The following is a 15,937-nucleotide window of genomic DNA, read 5'->3' as shown; positions in this document are numbered from 1 at the left end:
AAAACTGGCCGAACCGCCAGGCGCCCTAGCGCGCCTACACCGCCCATGGCAGTCTCAGATGACCCGTTGGTAGGTTTCGTGCACTACGGAGGGGGCAGGTATGACGCACACCACAGGCCCGAACGAAGCCCTGTCACGGTCATCTGACCACCTCGGCAACTTGGCAAACATCCTCAAGGATCTGGGCGGCGGGGCAACACTGCTCAACGAGCTGACGCAGAACGCCAACGATGCCGCTGCCGACAGCATCCGGTTCACGGCCTCGGAGGACGAACTCGCGGTCTGGAACTCGGCCGTCTTCAGCGACTGCGGCCAGCAGCAGGAGCGACGCACCTGTCCCTGGCGGGACGCGGGACGACGTAGTTGCGACCTGCACTCGTTCCGCCTGGTCGCCGGTCGCCACAAGTCAGATGACGACTCAACGACCGGCGCGTTCGGCGTCGGTTTCACTGCCGTCTACCAAGTCACCGACCACCCCGAGCTAGTCACAGCGGGATGGCACCTGATCCTCAACGAGCTCCAACCCGAGGACCGAAGAATTCGCGTCTGCTCTGGCGGCTGTTCCCGAGATCACGAACAGCCGGGGACAACTTTCCATCTGCCTTGGGCACGCAGCGACTCCGAGCTGCGACGGGCACTTGGCGCTACACCGCTCGCCGAGAGCGAGGTCAGTGCACTGATCGCGCAGATGATCGACGGCGCGGCACCGGCTCTCATCTTCCTCGAGCGGCTTCGCTCGCTCGAGTTTCATGCATCCGGCCGGCGCACGGTGGTCACGCGGTCGAAGCAGGCAGACCGCATAACCATCGAGATCAACGGCACGCCGAGTGAGTGGCTGCTCCTGGGCGGCCAGGCCGAGGGTGCGGCGGAGTTGAAGGCCCACTTCGGCGAGTCGAGATCTGACAGGTCGCCCCGCGTACAGGTGGCGGTCCCCATCGATGCGGAGCGGGTTGGCCGGGTCTTCGCCGACCTGCCTACGGAAACGCGGACTGGCTGGACCGGCCACGTCAACGGCACGTTCTTCCCGCGCCAGGACCGAAAGACCGTCGAGTTCGGCGGCCAAGGGTTCCGCGGCAGGTGGAACGACTTACTAATCGAGACCGCCGCTCGGATCACAGCAGAGCATCTGGAAGAGATAGCGGACGCTCTCGGGGAGCGGGTCGCATGGCGATACCTCGTCGCGGTCGAGCAGATCAACCGGGACATCGCGAGAGACGAGTATCCGGCACCCTTCAGTGCATTTTTCACGCACGCCAAGTCGGCGGCCACCGATGCATCGATCGCTCTGCTTGCCGATGGGCGCAGGGTGACACCGCGGGGGGTCCTCGTGCCTCGCGACGACCACGAGTACCAGGCGGCCGATGCACTCACAAAGCTGGACTTGACGCTCTTACACCCGTCGATCCGACCTGAGGCACGCCAGATATCCCGGACCCAATACGGGATGAGCGACCTCGCAGTGGACGACGTCGTTGACGCGCTCAATCTTGCCGACGTCACTGGTCCATGGATCCCATCCAACGACTCGCTTCTCGCCGAAGACGATGTCGAGGCGGTCCTTCAACTCATCGAATCCCTCCAAGCTCGGGGCAAGGCTTTGCTCACGAACGCCCTCGCAGGCGAGGTAGCGATCGTGCCGTGCCTTGACGGATCATTCGCTCCAGCTACCGAAGTTGCGAATCTGGGCGACGATGACCGGGCACTTTTCGAACTGCTCGCCCCCGATCTGAAGATCCTTGACGAAAATCGCCTCCAGAACCTGTGCCCAAGCCTCATCACGCTTTGCGATGACATCACTCCCTCTCGGGCAATCGAGATCTTCGAGGCAGACACCGACGCACTGGCCGTCGCTCCCGACGAGGTCCTTGATTGGCTGGCCAATCACAGGAGCGCACTCGCGACTGACGAGGTCCGAACCCGCGTGAGAGCGCTGCCTGTCTACCCCAGCACGAGCGGCGAGCTGCTCCCGCTGACCGACCTCTCACTCCCGTCCGATTTTGATGACGTGCTCGGGGTAGCTGATGTCGTCAATCGCGAAAAGACCACAGGCTACGAAGACTTGCTACAACTCCTTGGCGCCAGGAAATTGGACGCGGTCGAGTACCTGGAAAGGCATGTTGTACCCGCAGCGCGCGCAGGTGAACTCTCCGACGCGCAAGCTGTTGCCGTCCTGGAGATCATCGACCGTCACCAAGTCGACCTCGATCAGTCAGGAGCAACCCGCGCGGCGCTCGCCAACACCCCGCTCGTCGCGACCGATCAGGGTCTCAAGTCAGCGCGGGAGGCTCACCTCCCGAACCGCGCTCTCGCCCTCATCGACCCCGACGCGCCGACCGCCGTCGTCGACGGGCTGCCCTCGCACCTGATCGACACACTGGTCTGGCTCGGCGTGTCGAGAACGCCTAACGACACCGTTCTCAACTCGGCTGCCCTGCGGCTCGGGCAGGACTCGGAATCACCAGTACGCGACGTCGTCTTGGCTATCCTCGACTCGCTGCCCAACCCACCCGACACCGACAAGGTCCCTGAGTCGCTCAGCGCACTCACTACTTCGCCTTGGCTGCCTATCGAGGGGGGTCGCAAGGCGCGCCCCCGGGAGGCATACGCGGTCTTCCAGCGGTACTTGTTCGAGACGCAAGGGCCCCATCTGGACCTACCGCGAGCAGACCAGCAGCGACTTAGCCTCGTGCTCGACTGGTTGAGTGTCCCGAGCACCCCAACGACGGCGATGGTGGTCGCTCACCTCCGGAACTGCGCCGAGCACGGCATAGAGGTGAACGAGCAGGTGTACCGGTTCCTCGGCGATGCGAAGAACGAGCGAGCGGTACAGGCTCTTCGCGACTTTGCCTGTGTACAGATCAGCAAGGGCGAGTTCGTCAATCCCGACGCAGTCTTCTGGACCGACCCGCAACTCGGTCAGTGGGCACACCATCTGCCACCATCACACCGCCAGTACCAGGCGTTCTACGACAGGGTCGGGGTGGAGGAGTCGCCCTCGCCCGGCCAGTTGGAACGTGTCCTTCGGCGGATCGCTCGCGCGTTCATGAGCGAGTACGTCGAGGGCGACGACCAGGCGGTCGTCCACCGGTGCTGGGAACTACTCGACGAGCAGCTGCCAGCTTCCAATGAGGCGCTTGAGAGGCTTAGGCCCGTCAAGTCTGCCCTTGGGCCGCGCGGACTTCTGGAGAAGCCTGAGCTACTCCTGTTCGCCGACGGTCGCAGGCTCGCAGAGACGATCCCATTGATCAAGGACAACTTGATCCATCGCGACCGGACGACGCGACGGGCGCTGGCGGCCGCCGGTGTGCGGCCAGTTGAAGAGGTCATCGAGCCACGCGTCGACCCGACTCTCGCCGTGTCTCCCGCGGACCGTGTCGCAGCCCTGATTCGAGACCGGAACAACGCGCTTGCCCGGTTAGTTGATGCGCAGCGGTCAGACGAAGTGGACTACGAATTCGGTACGCTGACAGACCTTCGCTACGACCACATGCCAGACCTCTCGATCGAGTACGTCACGCGCTTCGCCCATCAGCACTGGGTGGACGAGCCACGGTCAGCGGAGGCGATCTATCTCAGCGACGAGCACCGCCTGATCGTCCGGAACCAGGCGCCGACTCGCCATCTAGCCCGCGAGCTCGCCTTGTGTATCGCGCCCGATGCAGACGTCAGCACAATGGCCCCCTCGATCCTCGAGATCCTTAGGGCAGAAAGCCTTACAGAGGCGATGAATGTTCTTGACGAGTACGGAGTCCGCGACCTCGACGTCATGGCTTGGGAAGCAGTGAAGAGTAACCCCGCCGACAATCTATCCGAGAGTACCGGCACGGCTAATGCCAACACTGACCACGAGTTGGACGAAAATGCCGCGGAGACAGGGCGTTCGACCGCGGGGACGTCGGACCTCCCGGACACCTCAGATGCGCCTGAGCAGGGCGGCGTCGAAGATCTGGCGAACGGTGTAGGTAGCCCGGCGCAGCACGATGGAGCCGGGCAGGGCGCTCGTACGTCCGATTCGCACGGCGGCACTGCAGCGGGGCGCGAGCGGCCCCCGCGTCGACGGTCCGATCGACAGCGCGTGCCCAACACCTCGCGGCTGACCTCTTATGTGAGTTTCGGTGACTCAGAGCACGAGTCAGACGGCGGGGACGAGGCGCAGCGCAGCAGCGCGATTGACAAGGCTGGAGTCAGGCACGTCATCGAGTTCGAGAGGAGCTGCGGACGCTTCCCGGAAGAGCAGACACACACCAACCCTGGCTTCGACGTGCTGTCCAGGAATCGCGACGGCGTCGTCCTGCGCCGCATCGAGATCAAGTCGATCGGCGGGCCGTGGAGCGATCGAGGCGTGCTCCTCTCGTCAACACAGTTCGCAGATGCCCAGGCCAACCCCGACCTGTACTGGCTCTACGTGGTAGAACACGCCCAGGATGACGACACCGTCGTGATCCACCGCATCAAAGACCCTGCGGGTCAAGTGACTAAGTTCGCGTTCGACAAGGGATGGCAAGCGCTCGACGAGCCAGAGGTGTCACGCGACGCGTCGGGGCAGCCAACGGTGCAGTCTACTCGGGGACTTCTCGGATGGAGTGCAGGACTTCAAGAGAATGGATTGCCGTAAAGATGGTCGGTCCCTGACTTGTGGCGCTGAGATGTTCCGCCGGTACGTCACGCCGACGGCTATCTGCCTCGCGGTACTCCTCCCTGATTGTGGCCAGCATGGTTGCCCTCAAGATCCAATCAACCACGAAGGTGCGGACATCTGATGAATCGCGGTCGCCGCGGCAAGGTACTCGTCGCAGCGTGCACGGGTCGCTGGGTCGCGGATCCGGTCGAAGTAGTCGGCGGACGGGACGACAGCCTCGATACTCCCGCCCAATTCGAAGACTACATCGGCGAAGATCTGATCCGCTCCGGCCCCAGGGCGGCGGCAAGGTCTGGTCTGTAGGAGCGCGGTGGTAGGGGTCTGACCTGCGTCTTTGCTGGTGAGACGGGATGCGCGGGTGCGTCCCGGTGCAGGTTGGATCGGAGGTTCCTACACCAAACCAGTCCCCACCTGCAGGAACACACCCGCGCTGATGCCAGCTTCTCGTGCCACGTCCGTGGTTTCCAAGCCCGTCTCATCCGAAGTCCTGCTCGTCGAGCTGCTGTCCGGGCTGCCTGATCCACGTGCCCGGCGTGGCCGTCGTCATCCGGTCGGTGCGCTGGTGGCCGTCGCGTTGTGCGCGGTGCTGACCGGCGCGCGAGGGTTCGCTGCGATCGCGGAGTGGGCTCGTGACGCGGGCCGGTCCCGGCTGCGGCGCCTGGGGATGGTGCGCCGGGTTGCCGATGCCTCGACGTTCCGGCGGGTCCTGACCCGCCTGGACCCGGCTGCCCTCGACGAGGCGCTGGGCGCGTGGGCGGTGACCCGTGCCCGCCAGGCCGGCGGGCGGCGCGTCTACGCGATCGACGGGAAGGCCTTGCGCGGGGCGCGCAAGAGAGGCGCGCAGCGCGGGTTCCTCGTCGCGGCCCTCGACCACGCGACCGGGACCGTGGCCGGGCAGGTCGGGGTGGACGCCAAGGGCTCGCAGATCACCGCCGCCCGTGTCCTGCTCGGGCTCAACGTGGCAGGCGCGGTGTTGCCCCTGGACGCCCTGCACACGAACAAAACCACAGCCGCCCAGATCGTGGCCGCCGGCGCGCACTACGTCTTCACCGTCAAGGGCAACTCACGGGTGCTGTTCGCGATGCTCAAAGCGCTGCCCTGGGCCCTGATCCCCGCGACCACGTCGACCGACCGCAGGCACGGGCGGCGCGCGACGCGCACGATCAAGTTCCTGGACGCCCCGGCATGGATCGAGTTCACCGGCGCCGCCCAAGTCGCCCAGCTACGCCGCACCGTCACCCGCAAGAGCAAGAAGACTGTCGAGGCCGTCTACCTCGTCACCTCCGCGCCCGCCCGCACCGCCGACCCCGCCACACTCGCAACCTGGACGAACGAGCAGTGGGGAATCGAGAACCGGCTCCACTGGGTCCGCGACGTCACGTTCGACGAGGACCGCTCCCAGATCCACACCGGCCACGCCCTGCAGAACATGGCTGCCCTGCGCAACACCGCCATCGCCATCCTGCGCACAGCCGGCTGGAACAACATCGCCCGCGCGCTGCGCCATCACGCCAGAGACGTCAACCGACCCATCCAAGCACTCCTACAGGCATGACTTTGCCGCAGCCCTGGCTCCGGCCCCCAGGCATGTCACACCGATCAAGCCTGCCTGCGCGAAGGCCGAGAGGTCACTCTTGAGAGCCTCTCGGACGAGGCCGGCCGTGGACGCCTCGAGGTTCGAGTGGCCGGTGATGCCGACGGTCGTCATGGTGGTCCTCTTCCGGTTCAGTAACGCATCTGCATGAGCCCGAGAACATCATCGAGAGTGCGGTCCGCGACCTCGTTGGCTCGCTGGTTGCCGCGCACCAGCAGATCTCGCAGGTACCGCGGCCCCCGCTCGGCCACCTCGACACGGCGGGCTCTCATCGGACGCATCCCCTCGACGACCGCCTCGGTGACGACCTGCTTGAGGCGGCCCGCACCGGCCGACCCGACGTCGTCCGCGAGCGCCTCGGGCGTCGTCCTGGCGAAGTGTGCGCCGATGGTCAGGAGGTTGGCGATCTCTGGACGGCGGTCTGGTTCGTAGGTGATGTGGCGTTCGGAGTCGGTCTTCGCGCGCTTGATGAAGCGGGCCGTTTCGTCGTCGGACGCGCGGATCTCCAGGGCGTTGCCTGCGGACTTGGACATCTTCGCGCCGTCGTTGCCGAGGATGGTCGGGGCGGGGACGATCAGTGCGTCCGGCTCGGGGAAGTATGGGCGGTCGGCGGAGTAGCGGTTGCTGAACCGGCGAGCGATGGTGCGGGAGATCTCGAGGTGCGGGAGCTGGTCCTGTCCGACCGGGACGAGGTTGGCGTGGCAGAACAGGATGTCGGCTGCCTGGTGGACGGGGTAGGTGAACATGAGCCCGGACATGCCGCGCCGCCCGCGCTCTTCCGCGGCGGCGGTCTCCGTCTTGACGGTGGGGTTGCGCTCCAGCTTCGGCGACGGTGACCAGCGACAGGAACGGCAGCAGGAGCTGGTTGAGGGCGGGGACGGCGGAGTGGGTGAAGATCGTCGTGGCCTCAGGGTCGATTCCAGCGGCGAGGTAGTCGAGCAGGATCTCGCGGACGACGGCGGGCAGGTCTCCGGCGACGTCGCGGTCGGTGATGACCTGGTAGTCGGCGATGATCAGGAAGATCTCGACGCCACGGGCCTGGAGCTGGACGCGGTTGTCGAGGGTGGCGATCAGGTGGCCCAGGTGCAGGGCACCGGTGGGTCGCTCGCCGGTGAGGACACGGAAGCTGCTCGGACGTGTGGTGATCTGCTGGTCCAGGACGGCTGAGCGTTCCCGGGCGATACGGATGGGCTCGGTCGAGTAGACCCGCTCGTCGGCGGATGCGGTCATCTTGTCTGTTGCGAGGTTGGCGTTCACGGTGGCTCCTCGAAGTAAGTTTCGGGCCTGCCACCGCCGTCGGGCTCTTGAAGACGAGAACGTCCCGGGCTGCGGCAGGCAGCTGGGGACGGGCGTCGGGCGCGTCTGGTCACGGCTGCGTGCGCAGCCACCACCAGTTCCGCCGGAGAGTCATGTCGTGAGCATAGCTTGCAGGCTCGATCCGGACCGGGATGTTCGGTTCGCCGTGCGTGGCTGCGTCGGCCGCCCCTGAACCGAGCGGCAAGTATGCGCAGCGACCGCGTCACGCCTGCGCTACCTCACCCAGCGTGCACCACGTTCCATGGAACGGTACGAGAGCCCACCCAGCCCCTTGCCCGTGGGCTCACGCCGAACCCTGGAGCGTGAACCATGCCCGACACCAAGACGCCCTCGCTGCACGCGATGTCCGTCGCGCTGACCGAGATCCTGGAACTCCTCGGAGAGGACCGCATCGCCCGCCTGACCCTGCTGCGCGGCGGCACCGTCACGATCGAGCCCGTCCACCTGTCCGAGGGCGCCGCCCTCGCCCGCGACCTCGGCCTGTCCGAGACCTTCATCCAACGCCTCGCGGTACCGACAGTCGCGGACTGGTGCGGAGCCGTCTCCGGCCTGGAATGCCACGTGCGCGCGCTGACCGGGAGCGACGAATGAACGAGCCGCAGCCGGTCGCACTGGGCTACATCGCCGCCCACACCAGCGCCCAAGCCCAGCAGCAGCGCGAGGCCGTCACCGCGTACGTGCAGGCCGAAGGCCTGGCCCTGGCGGACGTGCTCGACGACGCCCGCGACGGCCTGACCATCAGCCAAGTCACCGAGACCGCCCGCAACCACCACGCCGACGTCGTGGTCGTCCCGGGATCGGCCCGACTCGCCGAGGCCTACACCCGGCTCGCCTTCGAGCTGGAAAAGCACGGCGTGCGCTGCACCCTGCTGGGCAAGTCCCGCACGCCGCGACCGGTGCGGACGCTCTCTTCGGTCCAGCGCCGGCCATAGAGTGCCGCCGGCCACGCGCCGCGTTGCATCTTTGTCGCATCCCGTTCGCGGCACGGCCTGATGGTGGCTCTACGGGCCGGCGTCATGGATCATGCGGTGTGAGGAGCCTCCTGACCCGGCCCGAGCGTCCGCCGGGCGTACGGGACCGAGCCAAGGGAGAGGGCCATGGGACGACGCCGTGCAGAGCTTGCCGCTCGGCGGCGCAGTCGTGGCCTGACGCAGGAGAGCCTGGCCGCCCAGCTCCAGGTCGAACGAACCACCGTCGCCCGCTGGGAAGCCGGCGACACGGCGCCGATGCCATGGGCACGTCCCCTCCTGGCGCAGCTACTGGATATCACCGTCGACCACCTCGACGCGCTGCTCACCAACAACTCCACGCCCCCACAGACTCCGGAGACGGGCGGCACCGAGTCCGACCTGCCCACGGGCCCGGTCATTCCCGCCCCTCGGCGCGCGAGCCGGGCCGATATCGCCGCGATGAACGTCATGGCCGAAGCGTTCGCCCGAACCGATCATCAGATCGGCGGCGGGCATGCGTCGGCGACGGTCAGCCACTACCTGCACCAGACGGTCCGCCCGCTCCTTGCCGACCACACCGACGACGACGTGGGCCGCGCCCTGCTGGTGAGCGCGGGCAGGTTGCACGACCTGGCGGGGTTCATGCTGTTCGACGCCCAGCACCACGAATCCGCCCAGCACCACTTCGCGCAGGCACTCGGCCTGGCCCGTGCTGCCGAGAACGATGTGTTGACTGCGCACATCTTGGGGGACATGACGATGCATGCGATACAGACCGGGGCGGTCGGGCAGGCTGTCGCGCTCTCGGACGGCGCCGTCGTCCACGCCGACAGGTCGGACTCTGGCCGTGTCCGCGCCCGCGCGGCCGCTCTGGCTGCCCGAGCCCGTGCGGGCGCAGGCGACGCGACGGGCTCGGATGCCATGGTGTGGGCAGCTGAACGCGCTCTGGCACAGGCACCACACGACGATGACCCAGCCTGGATCCGGTTCTTCAACCCTGCCCAGCTCCAGACCGAGTTCCTGTACGCCGCCTGCGCGCTCGGCCGCACACGCGAGGTCGAACGCCTGGCCCCTGCCGTACTCATCACCGACAGCCGGATGCAGCGACGCCACGTCCTGGCCTCAGCCGCGATCGCCGGCGCGTTCGCACCACCGGCAAGCCAAGCTCGCGGCGCGAGCCATCGCGCCGAACCCGAACGTGCACTACAGATCCTGGCCGGGGTCCTGCCGACCGTCGCTCACCTGTCCAGCCCACGAGCTTCTGCTTCGATACTGGCCGCTCGCGGCCGGCTGAACGGCTACGGCGGCCTCTCCGGCCTGGATGCGTTCGACCGCGATCTCACCAGGACGATCGGCGCCGCCTGACATGACGCTGTTCACCGAACCCGTCCTGCGCCGCGCCCTGACCGCAGCCTGCGCCGAACGCGACCTGCCGGTCCAGAATGCCCGCCTCGTGCACCACTACAGCAACGCCGTCTACGTCCTGCCCACCGTCGACGTCGTCGTGCGACTAACCACCAGCCGGCGCACCTCCCAGCTCCTGGACGTCACCCAGGCCGCCGTCGCCCACCTGGTCCACGACCACGCATTCCCTGCCACCGCACCACTCGACGGCTGCCCGCCGGTCCGCCTCCCGGAAGGCATCAGCGCGTCCTTCTGGCGCTACTACCCCCAGCCGTCCGCCGGCCGGCCCTTCACATCAGCCGACCTCGCGACCCTGCTGCACCAATTTCACACCGTCTCGATGCCCGACGCCGAACTACCCGTCTGGCAGCCACTGACCTCCCTGCGCGAAGAACTCGCACGCGACCAACCCCCGCACGGGCTCACTCCCGACGAGGCAAGTTGGCTCCGCAGTACCGCCGATGACGTCGCACAGCAGGTTCTCGAGAACACCTGGGCCCTGGGCATCGGCCCCATCCACGCCGATGCCTGGACCGGGAACCTCCTGTGGGACGGCGACCAGCCGATCCTCGGCGACTGGGACAACCTCGCCATCGGCCCCGGCGAAGTCGATCTCATCCCGACCTGGCACGCTGCGGTCCGCTACGGCCGCGACCACACCTGGACCCGCGACTTCGTCGATACCTACGGGTACGACCTGGCCACCGACCCGTCCTTCGACCTCCTCCTGCGCATGCGCGACCTGGTCCAACTCACCGGCCCGCTCAGACGCGCCGCGGAGTCCCGACAGCACCTCGCCGTCCTCCGCCAACGGTTCGACGCTATCCGCGCCGACAACCGCACGGCGCGATGGGTCGCGCTGTAGACAGACGGACCTACCTTGAAGTCCCGGGCGAGGCCCCAAGGACCGCTGCTTCGACGAGTCGCGGTCCCATGTATTCCTCGGGGATCGCGTCCATGATGACTTCGTCGGCGGGTTGGCCGAGCCAGGAGCCGGTGCGGCGACGGGTGCCCACGATGCGGAAGCCGGCCTTTTCGTAGGCGCGGATGGCGCCGGTGTTCTGCGCGATGACGGACAGGTGGACACAGCGCAGAGCAGCCAGGTGGAAGGCCCAGTCCAGCACCATGGTGGTCGCGGCGGTTCCAGTTCCCCGGCCGCGTTCGGCAGGTTCGCCGATGTAGATGAAGAACTCCGCGGTGCGGTAGCGGTCGTCGATGAGCAGGGAAGCCAAGCCGACCGGCCGCCACATCTCGCCGTCACTGTTGTCGGTGTGGTCGCGGTAGATGGTGAAGCGAGTCTGGGTCTCGGTGTCCGAGAGCTGGTGGTCGAGCCCGGCGGTGCGTTCGGTGAGGGACTCCGGGGTCTGGCGGGCGTAGCCGGCCATGACGGGCAGGGAATTCTCCCAACGCCAGTACAACTCCAGCAGGTCGGCGCGCAACGGGCCCAGCCCGACGCCGTCGTGGGTGAGCCACAGGTCAGGTGCGGTGTCCTCGTTGATGGTGAGCTCCAAGGGTCAGATGGTGAGCAGGGCGGTGAAGCGGCTGGTGGAGGGCGGCTCGGCGACGGGCGCGTCGTCGACCTCGATCCAAGCGTGGAACTGGACGGGGTCGGGCGCAACGCCGTGACTCCAGGTCGCGCGCCGACGGCGCACGGTCAGGACGAGTATGGCGGCGACGGACTCCTCCAAGCAGGCGATCCGGGCTGGGACCTTGTGTGCGACCCAGCGGACGGCCTCGACGGCGCGTGTCGCGTGTGCCGTGGTGGCCGGCCGTGAGGCCGGACGGGTCGCGACGGCCAGCAGTCGGATGATCCGGCGCATGGACCGCGAACACGGACCGATGTCACGGACGGCAAGGACGACGACGAGCGCCACCGCTGCGATGATCGCGTCTCTTGCTCGCGGCACGGAGAGGGCCGAAGGCTCGAGGTCTGCCTCCTCGGTACCGAACACGAGCGTCGGGCTCTGGGCGACGACGACGTTCGCGTCAGCCGCCCAGACGCGTCCCGTGGCGCCGGTCGCCGCCTGAACGCTCCCTGTCGTGTAGTCGATCCGGATCGCTGCTTCGCCGAGGACGCAGGTGCGGATCATCTGGGCGGGATCAGTCATCGCGTGGCCACCTCCGCCGGAGCGGGCACCCAGTCGGGCAAAGGATTGGCGTAGTGAGCCCGTAACCATGACTCGATGGTGATCGCGGCGTCGAGGAGCCAGATCCCATCGCCGATTCCGCCTGCGGCCCGATCGAGTGCACTCTCGAGTGTTGCGGGCCTGATCAGCCCGGCCGCGCTGAGATGTCCGTCGACGAGATCGGTGAGTGCTGCCCGGTGGACGCGCATCCCGTGGTGGAAGTCCGGCGCGTACAGGCCCTTGGTGGTGCGGGTGAGCAGCGACGGCGGCAGAATGTCGGCCATCACCGCACGCAGGACAGGCTTGAACGCCGCCGGACTCGGCATACGCCCGGCTACCGTGGACAGGTAGGCGTCGATCACGCGCGAGTCGGCAAACGGGTTGTGCAGGACGACGCCGTGCACGTGAGCAAGCTGGGCGTCGGCGTGCGCGGTCCGGCCGACCTCGGTCATCTGCTCGACGACGTCCCACACCGCCCGCCCTCCGCGAGGCTGACGCGGGTCGGTGACGCCTGCGGCGTACTCGGCGAGCGCGGCTGCGTGGGCTCTCGCCTCGCCTGTCACCCAGGTGGCCTGTCCCGGTGCTGAGACGGTGTGTGCCGCACGGCGGGCGCGCGTCGTCGTCGACCCACCGCCCACGAGATCAGCCCAGTCCAGCAGCGCCTGGGAACGGTCGGTCCGGTTCAGGTCCCCAGCCTGCCGCAGCACTTGGACCGGGGAGCAGCGGCGCACCCGCCCGATCCCGACCGCCTCGTCGACCGCCTCCGCGTAGCGGTGGGTCGCGAGCAGGTCCGCGATCCACGCGTCCGGGGTCACCAGCAGCGAGTCTCCGCCGTCACCGGTCAGGTGGGCGCTGCTGGCAACCGTGGCGGTCATCGCGTCGAGTTGATAGCCGAACCGTGTGTGAGCGATGGTCGAGGGTGCGGGCTCGTCCGTCACGGGGACGCGTTCCAGTCCGCCGTAGGGCAGGTGGCTCGGCTCCAGCGGGAGCAGATGGTGGCGCACACTCGGGTGCTCCGCCGCGTCCAGGGCGTAGCGCAGGTCGCCTGTGGGCTGGTCGTACGGGGCGTGGACGGTGAACGACGCGATCGAGCGGTCCGGGCTGAGCCGGCGCGCGGCCAGGAGCGTGAGCGTCGTCGAGTCCAGGCCACCGGACAGGTCGGTCGACGGCGAGAGCGCGTCATCCACCCGGACCCCGACGGCGGCATCCAGTTCGTCACCGATCGACAGCGCGGAGTCGCCTGGGGCCGCCGTGGGAGACCAGACCCTGGCGGACTGGATCGCGCCCTCAGGAGCGAGCCGCACCCGGTGACCGGCCGGGAGCAGGTCGACGCCGTCGAAGTACGTCCTGTCGGCGGTCAGCAGCGGTGTGCTCGGCGCAAGCAGCTCGGCAGCGACCCGACCCAGACTGACGCCTCGCCCCGTCAGCCCGGCCAAGGCACGAGCCGACGTCGACCAGTACACGCCGTCGTCGGCCGCGGCGGTGTAGATGGGGACAGCGTTGGCAAGGTCCGTCCAGACAGCCGTGGCGAGGTCGGTCCGCTCGATCACGACGTATGCGCCCGGCCACCGCCAGACGACATCGTCCGGGATCCGGGCGTGCACGAGCCGGTCCAACTCGGCGTCGGAGGCACCGCAGACGCCCAGAACGACCAGATCGCGCAGCGGCCCCGATGCTGTCCGGATCCAACCTCGCGGCGCCTCTCCCACGAGCCAGGGGCCGGGCGCGATGCCGCTGTCGCTGCCGCTGCCGCTATCCAGCACAGCACCAACAGGGACACGGCGTGCACCATGCCCGACGAAACCTGCGGCCCAGTACATCGCGCCGCCTCCCCTCGATGGTGACGAGCTGTGGGACCGACCCGAGGCCGGCCCCACAGCCGCTGCCGGTCACTTGTAGAAGTACCGCTTGTCCTCGCGGCCCTTCTTCCGCTTGCTCCCCAGCGCCAGCTCGACCACGCCCCCGAGCTCGACCACCTCGTCGGCGCCACCATCCTCGACAGACCACGGCGCCTCCCGCCTCACAACGACGCCGAAGTCCTGCCCACGAGTCGGATCGACCATCTCCATCAGACAACCTCCTTGTCCGTCACGGCGAGCACCCACCCGCCTGGCAACGATCCAATCGCTCCGCAACCCGTCCGCCCAGGGCATCTCTGTGGCACTCTTGTGGCTTTTGCGCTGCAAGCGCTGAACGCTACGTCCTTCAACCGAAACGGGAATGCGAGTGGTGGAACCAGCGCATGTCTGTCGCAATTCGGCCCGTGAACTGCGGGGATGCGAGCTTCGACATGCCGGTCAGCTCATCGGGATAGGCAGCCTTCAGTAGAATCAACGCAGTTCGGAGGGTTGGTTGTCCCATCGCCGCGCGCCGTTGCAGCGTTGCCGCGATCACCAGTTGAGCGACGAGGGAGCCCTGTGAGCCGATCGGGACAGCCGGCCCATCAACGCCGCGAGCGGTTGACCGCCAGGCGCAAGGCGGTAGGCCTGTCGCAGGAGATGTTCGCCGAGCGCCTCGGTGTGGACCGCACAACAGTGGCCCTCTGGGAGGCTGGTACCAGTGAGCCACGCCATGGACGCGCCCCACGATGATCAAGGCCCTCGGGATCACAGCCGAAGATCTCGATGAGTTCCTGCGGCCCGCGCCCCAGCGATGCTCGACGACGAAGGTCGTCCTGTCCGGGATCAAGCCTCACACGTCGCGGATCATCGCTGCGGCCTGCGCCATCCCGTATCGGGCCGACAACAGGTCGAGCAAGTCGTCGATCGTGTGCGGCGGGTTGACGTACCGGGCGCTGATCCTGCCCAGTGCACGTCGCGCCATCGCTGGTGAGACGGAGACAGAGTCCGCTGCAAATCGCGCGGCCGTGACCACGGAGATCCCATGGGGCAGGAGCTTGGCCGGCAGGTCCTTGACGTTGTCGCTGACGATCACTCCGGCACCACCCACGACCGCAGCCGCGACCAGGTGCTCGTCGTCGGGATCCGGCAGGCCGTACGAACCCTCCAACGGTTCCCAGCCCTCGACGCACGAGTCGTCGAACGCCCAGCCCATCTGATCGACCAACCGCCGGGCCGCCAACTCAGCCTGCTCCGGCTCCGCACCACGGTGAACCCGCTTGTCGGCCTCGACCCGGACCAGCTCGTCCAGAATCGCTTGCGACCAAATCGGCCGGTACAGACCCTCAGCGGCCATGCTCAGCAGAAATCCCGCTGCAAGCTCGGCCACAACACCGAGGTGTCCAGCAATGCTGTGAACACCCGGTCACCCCCGCCGCTCTCGTGCTGCTGCCCTACGCGCCTCGCGCAGACGGTCGATCATCTGGGCGGGATCGTCCTCGTCCTCGAGGTCCACCGCCGCGGCGTCGAGCATCGCGTACTGCCGGGCCCGCCGCCGCTCCCGGTACGCGAGCACGTCGCTCAGCAGGAGGCGCCGCCGGTTCCCGTTGCGCTCAGCGGCCAGTTCACCCGACTCGATCATCCGCACCACTGTCGGCCGCGATACCCCGAGCAGATCAGCCGCCTGCTGTGTCGTCAGCTGCGGCTCCTGAGGCGATACTGTGACCGCCTTACCTGCCGCGAGCGCCTCGACCACCTGTACCAAGGCCCGGTACACCGTCCCCGGCAACTCGATCTGCTCGCCTTCGTCACTACCGACCAGAAAGAACCGCCGAGCAGGCTCGGTCCCCCACCGCTCGCTGTGAGCAGCAAGGAAACTGAGAACCTCGGCCGCCCCAGGGCCCGAATCCTCCGGAACATAAGTCTGTGATGCCAGCTCTGCGCTCATGACGGTCCCTTGATCGATCCTACGAACGTATCGTAGGCGCTTTCGGAACGTTCGCACAGGGTCGATCGGGCTCTCCATGCTTCCCGGCTGCAGGGTGCAGAGCTCAGGCCCGGCGAGCGAA

14 protein-coding genes and 1 pseudogene are annotated in these 15,937 nt (G+C 67.5%); 7 read left to right on the top strand and 8 right to left on the bottom strand.

The window, feature by feature from the left end:
- Nucleotides 1–100: 100 nt before the first annotated feature.
- Nucleotides 101–4,615 (top strand): protein NO VEIN domain-containing protein, encoded by a 4,515-nt coding sequence (locus HGK34_RS08910; RefSeq protein ID WP_201846275.1) that lies wholly within the window; start codon nucleotides 101–103, stop codon nucleotides 4,613–4,615.
- Nucleotides 4,616–5,072: 457 nt separating this feature from the next.
- On the top strand, nucleotides 5,073–6,194 hold the full coding sequence (locus HGK34_RS08905) for an ISAs1 family transposase (protein ID WP_201846273.1): 1,122 nt from the start codon (nucleotides 5,073–5,075) through the stop codon (nucleotides 6,192–6,194).
- A 170-nt stretch (nucleotides 6,195–6,364) separates the two neighbouring features.
- Here the strand turns inward: HGK34_RS08905 and HGK34_RS23830 are convergent, their stop codons facing one another.
- Together HGK34_RS23830 and HGK34_RS23825 are read right to left on the bottom strand one after the other, a co-directional pair.
- Nucleotides 6,365–6,991 (bottom strand): tryptophan--tRNA ligase, encoded by a 627-nt coding sequence (locus HGK34_RS23830; RefSeq protein ID WP_443677252.1) that lies wholly within the window; start codon nucleotides 6,989–6,991, stop codon nucleotides 6,365–6,367.
- A gap of 127 nt (nucleotides 6,992–7,118) precedes the next feature.
- Nucleotides 7,119–7,463: pseudogene (locus tag HGK34_RS23825) on the bottom strand (tryptophan--tRNA ligase); the annotation flags it as partial.
- Nucleotides 7,464–7,859: 396 nt separating this feature from the next.
- Here HGK34_RS23825 and HGK34_RS08895 point away from each other — a divergent pair.
- The 4 genes from HGK34_RS08895 to HGK34_RS08880 all read left to right on the top strand — a co-directional run bounded on the left by HGK34_RS08895 (nucleotide 7,860) and on the right by HGK34_RS08880 (nucleotide 10,769).
- The gene (locus HGK34_RS08895) at nucleotides 7,860–8,141 is read left to right on the top strand and encodes a hypothetical protein (RefSeq protein ID WP_201846271.1); all 282 of its coding nucleotides are present in this window, start codon (nucleotides 7,860–7,862) and stop codon (nucleotides 8,139–8,141) included.
- Complete coding sequence (locus HGK34_RS08890; RefSeq protein ID WP_201846269.1) at nucleotides 8,138–8,482, top strand: hypothetical protein; 345 nt, start codon at nucleotides 8,138–8,140, stop codon at nucleotides 8,480–8,482. Before HGK34_RS08895 ends, HGK34_RS08890 begins: the two co-directional genes overlap by 4 nt.
- A 165-nt stretch (nucleotides 8,483–8,647) precedes the next feature.
- On the top strand, nucleotides 8,648–9,865 hold the full coding sequence (locus HGK34_RS08885) for a helix-turn-helix transcriptional regulator (RefSeq protein WP_201846267.1): 1,218 nt from the start codon (nucleotides 8,648–8,650) through the stop codon (nucleotides 9,863–9,865).
- Between the two features lies 1 nt (nucleotide 9,866).
- Nucleotides 9,867–10,769: a phosphotransferase gene (locus HGK34_RS08880; RefSeq protein ID WP_201846266.1), complete on the top strand. Its 903-nt coding sequence runs from the start codon at nucleotides 9,867–9,869 to the stop codon at nucleotides 10,767–10,769.
- A gap of 10 nt (nucleotides 10,770–10,779) precedes the next feature.
- Here HGK34_RS08880 and HGK34_RS08875 read toward each other — a convergent pair whose 3' ends face one another.
- The 4 genes from HGK34_RS08875 to HGK34_RS08860 all read right to left on the bottom strand — a co-directional run bounded on the left by HGK34_RS08875 (nucleotide 10,780) and on the right by HGK34_RS08860 (nucleotide 14,099).
- Complete coding sequence (locus tag HGK34_RS08875; protein ID WP_207193325.1) at nucleotides 10,780–11,415, bottom strand: GNAT family N-acetyltransferase; 636 nt, start codon at nucleotides 11,413–11,415, stop codon at nucleotides 10,780–10,782.
- Between the two features lie 3 nt (nucleotides 11,416–11,418).
- A complete protein-coding gene (locus tag HGK34_RS08870) occupies nucleotides 11,419–12,012 on the bottom strand; it encodes a lasso peptide biosynthesis B2 protein (protein WP_201846264.1) in 594 nt (197 codons plus the stop codon).
- Nucleotides 12,009–13,850, bottom strand: coding sequence for an albusnodin/ikarugamycin family macrolactam cyclase (locus HGK34_RS08865; protein ID WP_201846262.1), 1,842 nt, complete (start codon nucleotides 13,848–13,850; stop codon nucleotides 12,009–12,011). Before HGK34_RS08865 ends, HGK34_RS08870 begins: the two co-directional genes overlap by 4 nt.
- A gap of 69 nt (nucleotides 13,851–13,919) precedes the next feature.
- Nucleotides 13,920–14,099: a hypothetical protein gene (locus HGK34_RS08860; RefSeq protein WP_201846259.1), complete on the bottom strand. Its 180-nt coding sequence runs from the start codon at nucleotides 14,097–14,099 to the stop codon at nucleotides 13,920–13,922.
- Between the two features lie 207 nt (nucleotides 14,100–14,306).
- On the opposite strand from HGK34_RS08860, the gene HGK34_RS23740 reads away from it, so the two are divergent.
- On the top strand, nucleotides 14,307–14,621 hold the full coding sequence (locus HGK34_RS23740) for a helix-turn-helix transcriptional regulator (RefSeq protein ID WP_372433101.1): 315 nt from the start codon (nucleotides 14,307–14,309) through the stop codon (nucleotides 14,619–14,621).
- Nucleotides 14,622–14,721: 100 nt separating this feature from the next.
- Here the strand turns inward: HGK34_RS23740 and HGK34_RS08850 are convergent, their stop codons facing one another.
- Both HGK34_RS08850 and HGK34_RS08845 read right to left on the bottom strand, forming a co-directional pair.
- On the bottom strand, nucleotides 14,722–15,258 hold the full coding sequence (locus HGK34_RS08850; protein WP_307815870.1) for a PIN domain-containing protein: 537 nt from the start codon (nucleotides 15,256–15,258) through the stop codon (nucleotides 14,722–14,724).
- 36 nt (nucleotides 15,259–15,294) lie between these two features.
- Nucleotides 15,295–15,816, bottom strand: a complete 522-nt coding sequence (locus tag HGK34_RS08845) for a helix-turn-helix domain-containing protein (protein WP_201846255.1) — start codon at nucleotides 15,814–15,816, stop codon at nucleotides 15,295–15,297.
- Nucleotides 15,817–15,937: the final 121 nt, after the last annotated feature.

Source organism: Myceligenerans indicum, assembly GCF_016742955.1.
Lineage (GTDB): Bacteria > Actinomycetota > Actinomycetes > Actinomycetales > Cellulomonadaceae > Myceligenerans > Myceligenerans indicum.
This window is presented reverse-complemented; position numbering and strand designations above follow the sequence as displayed.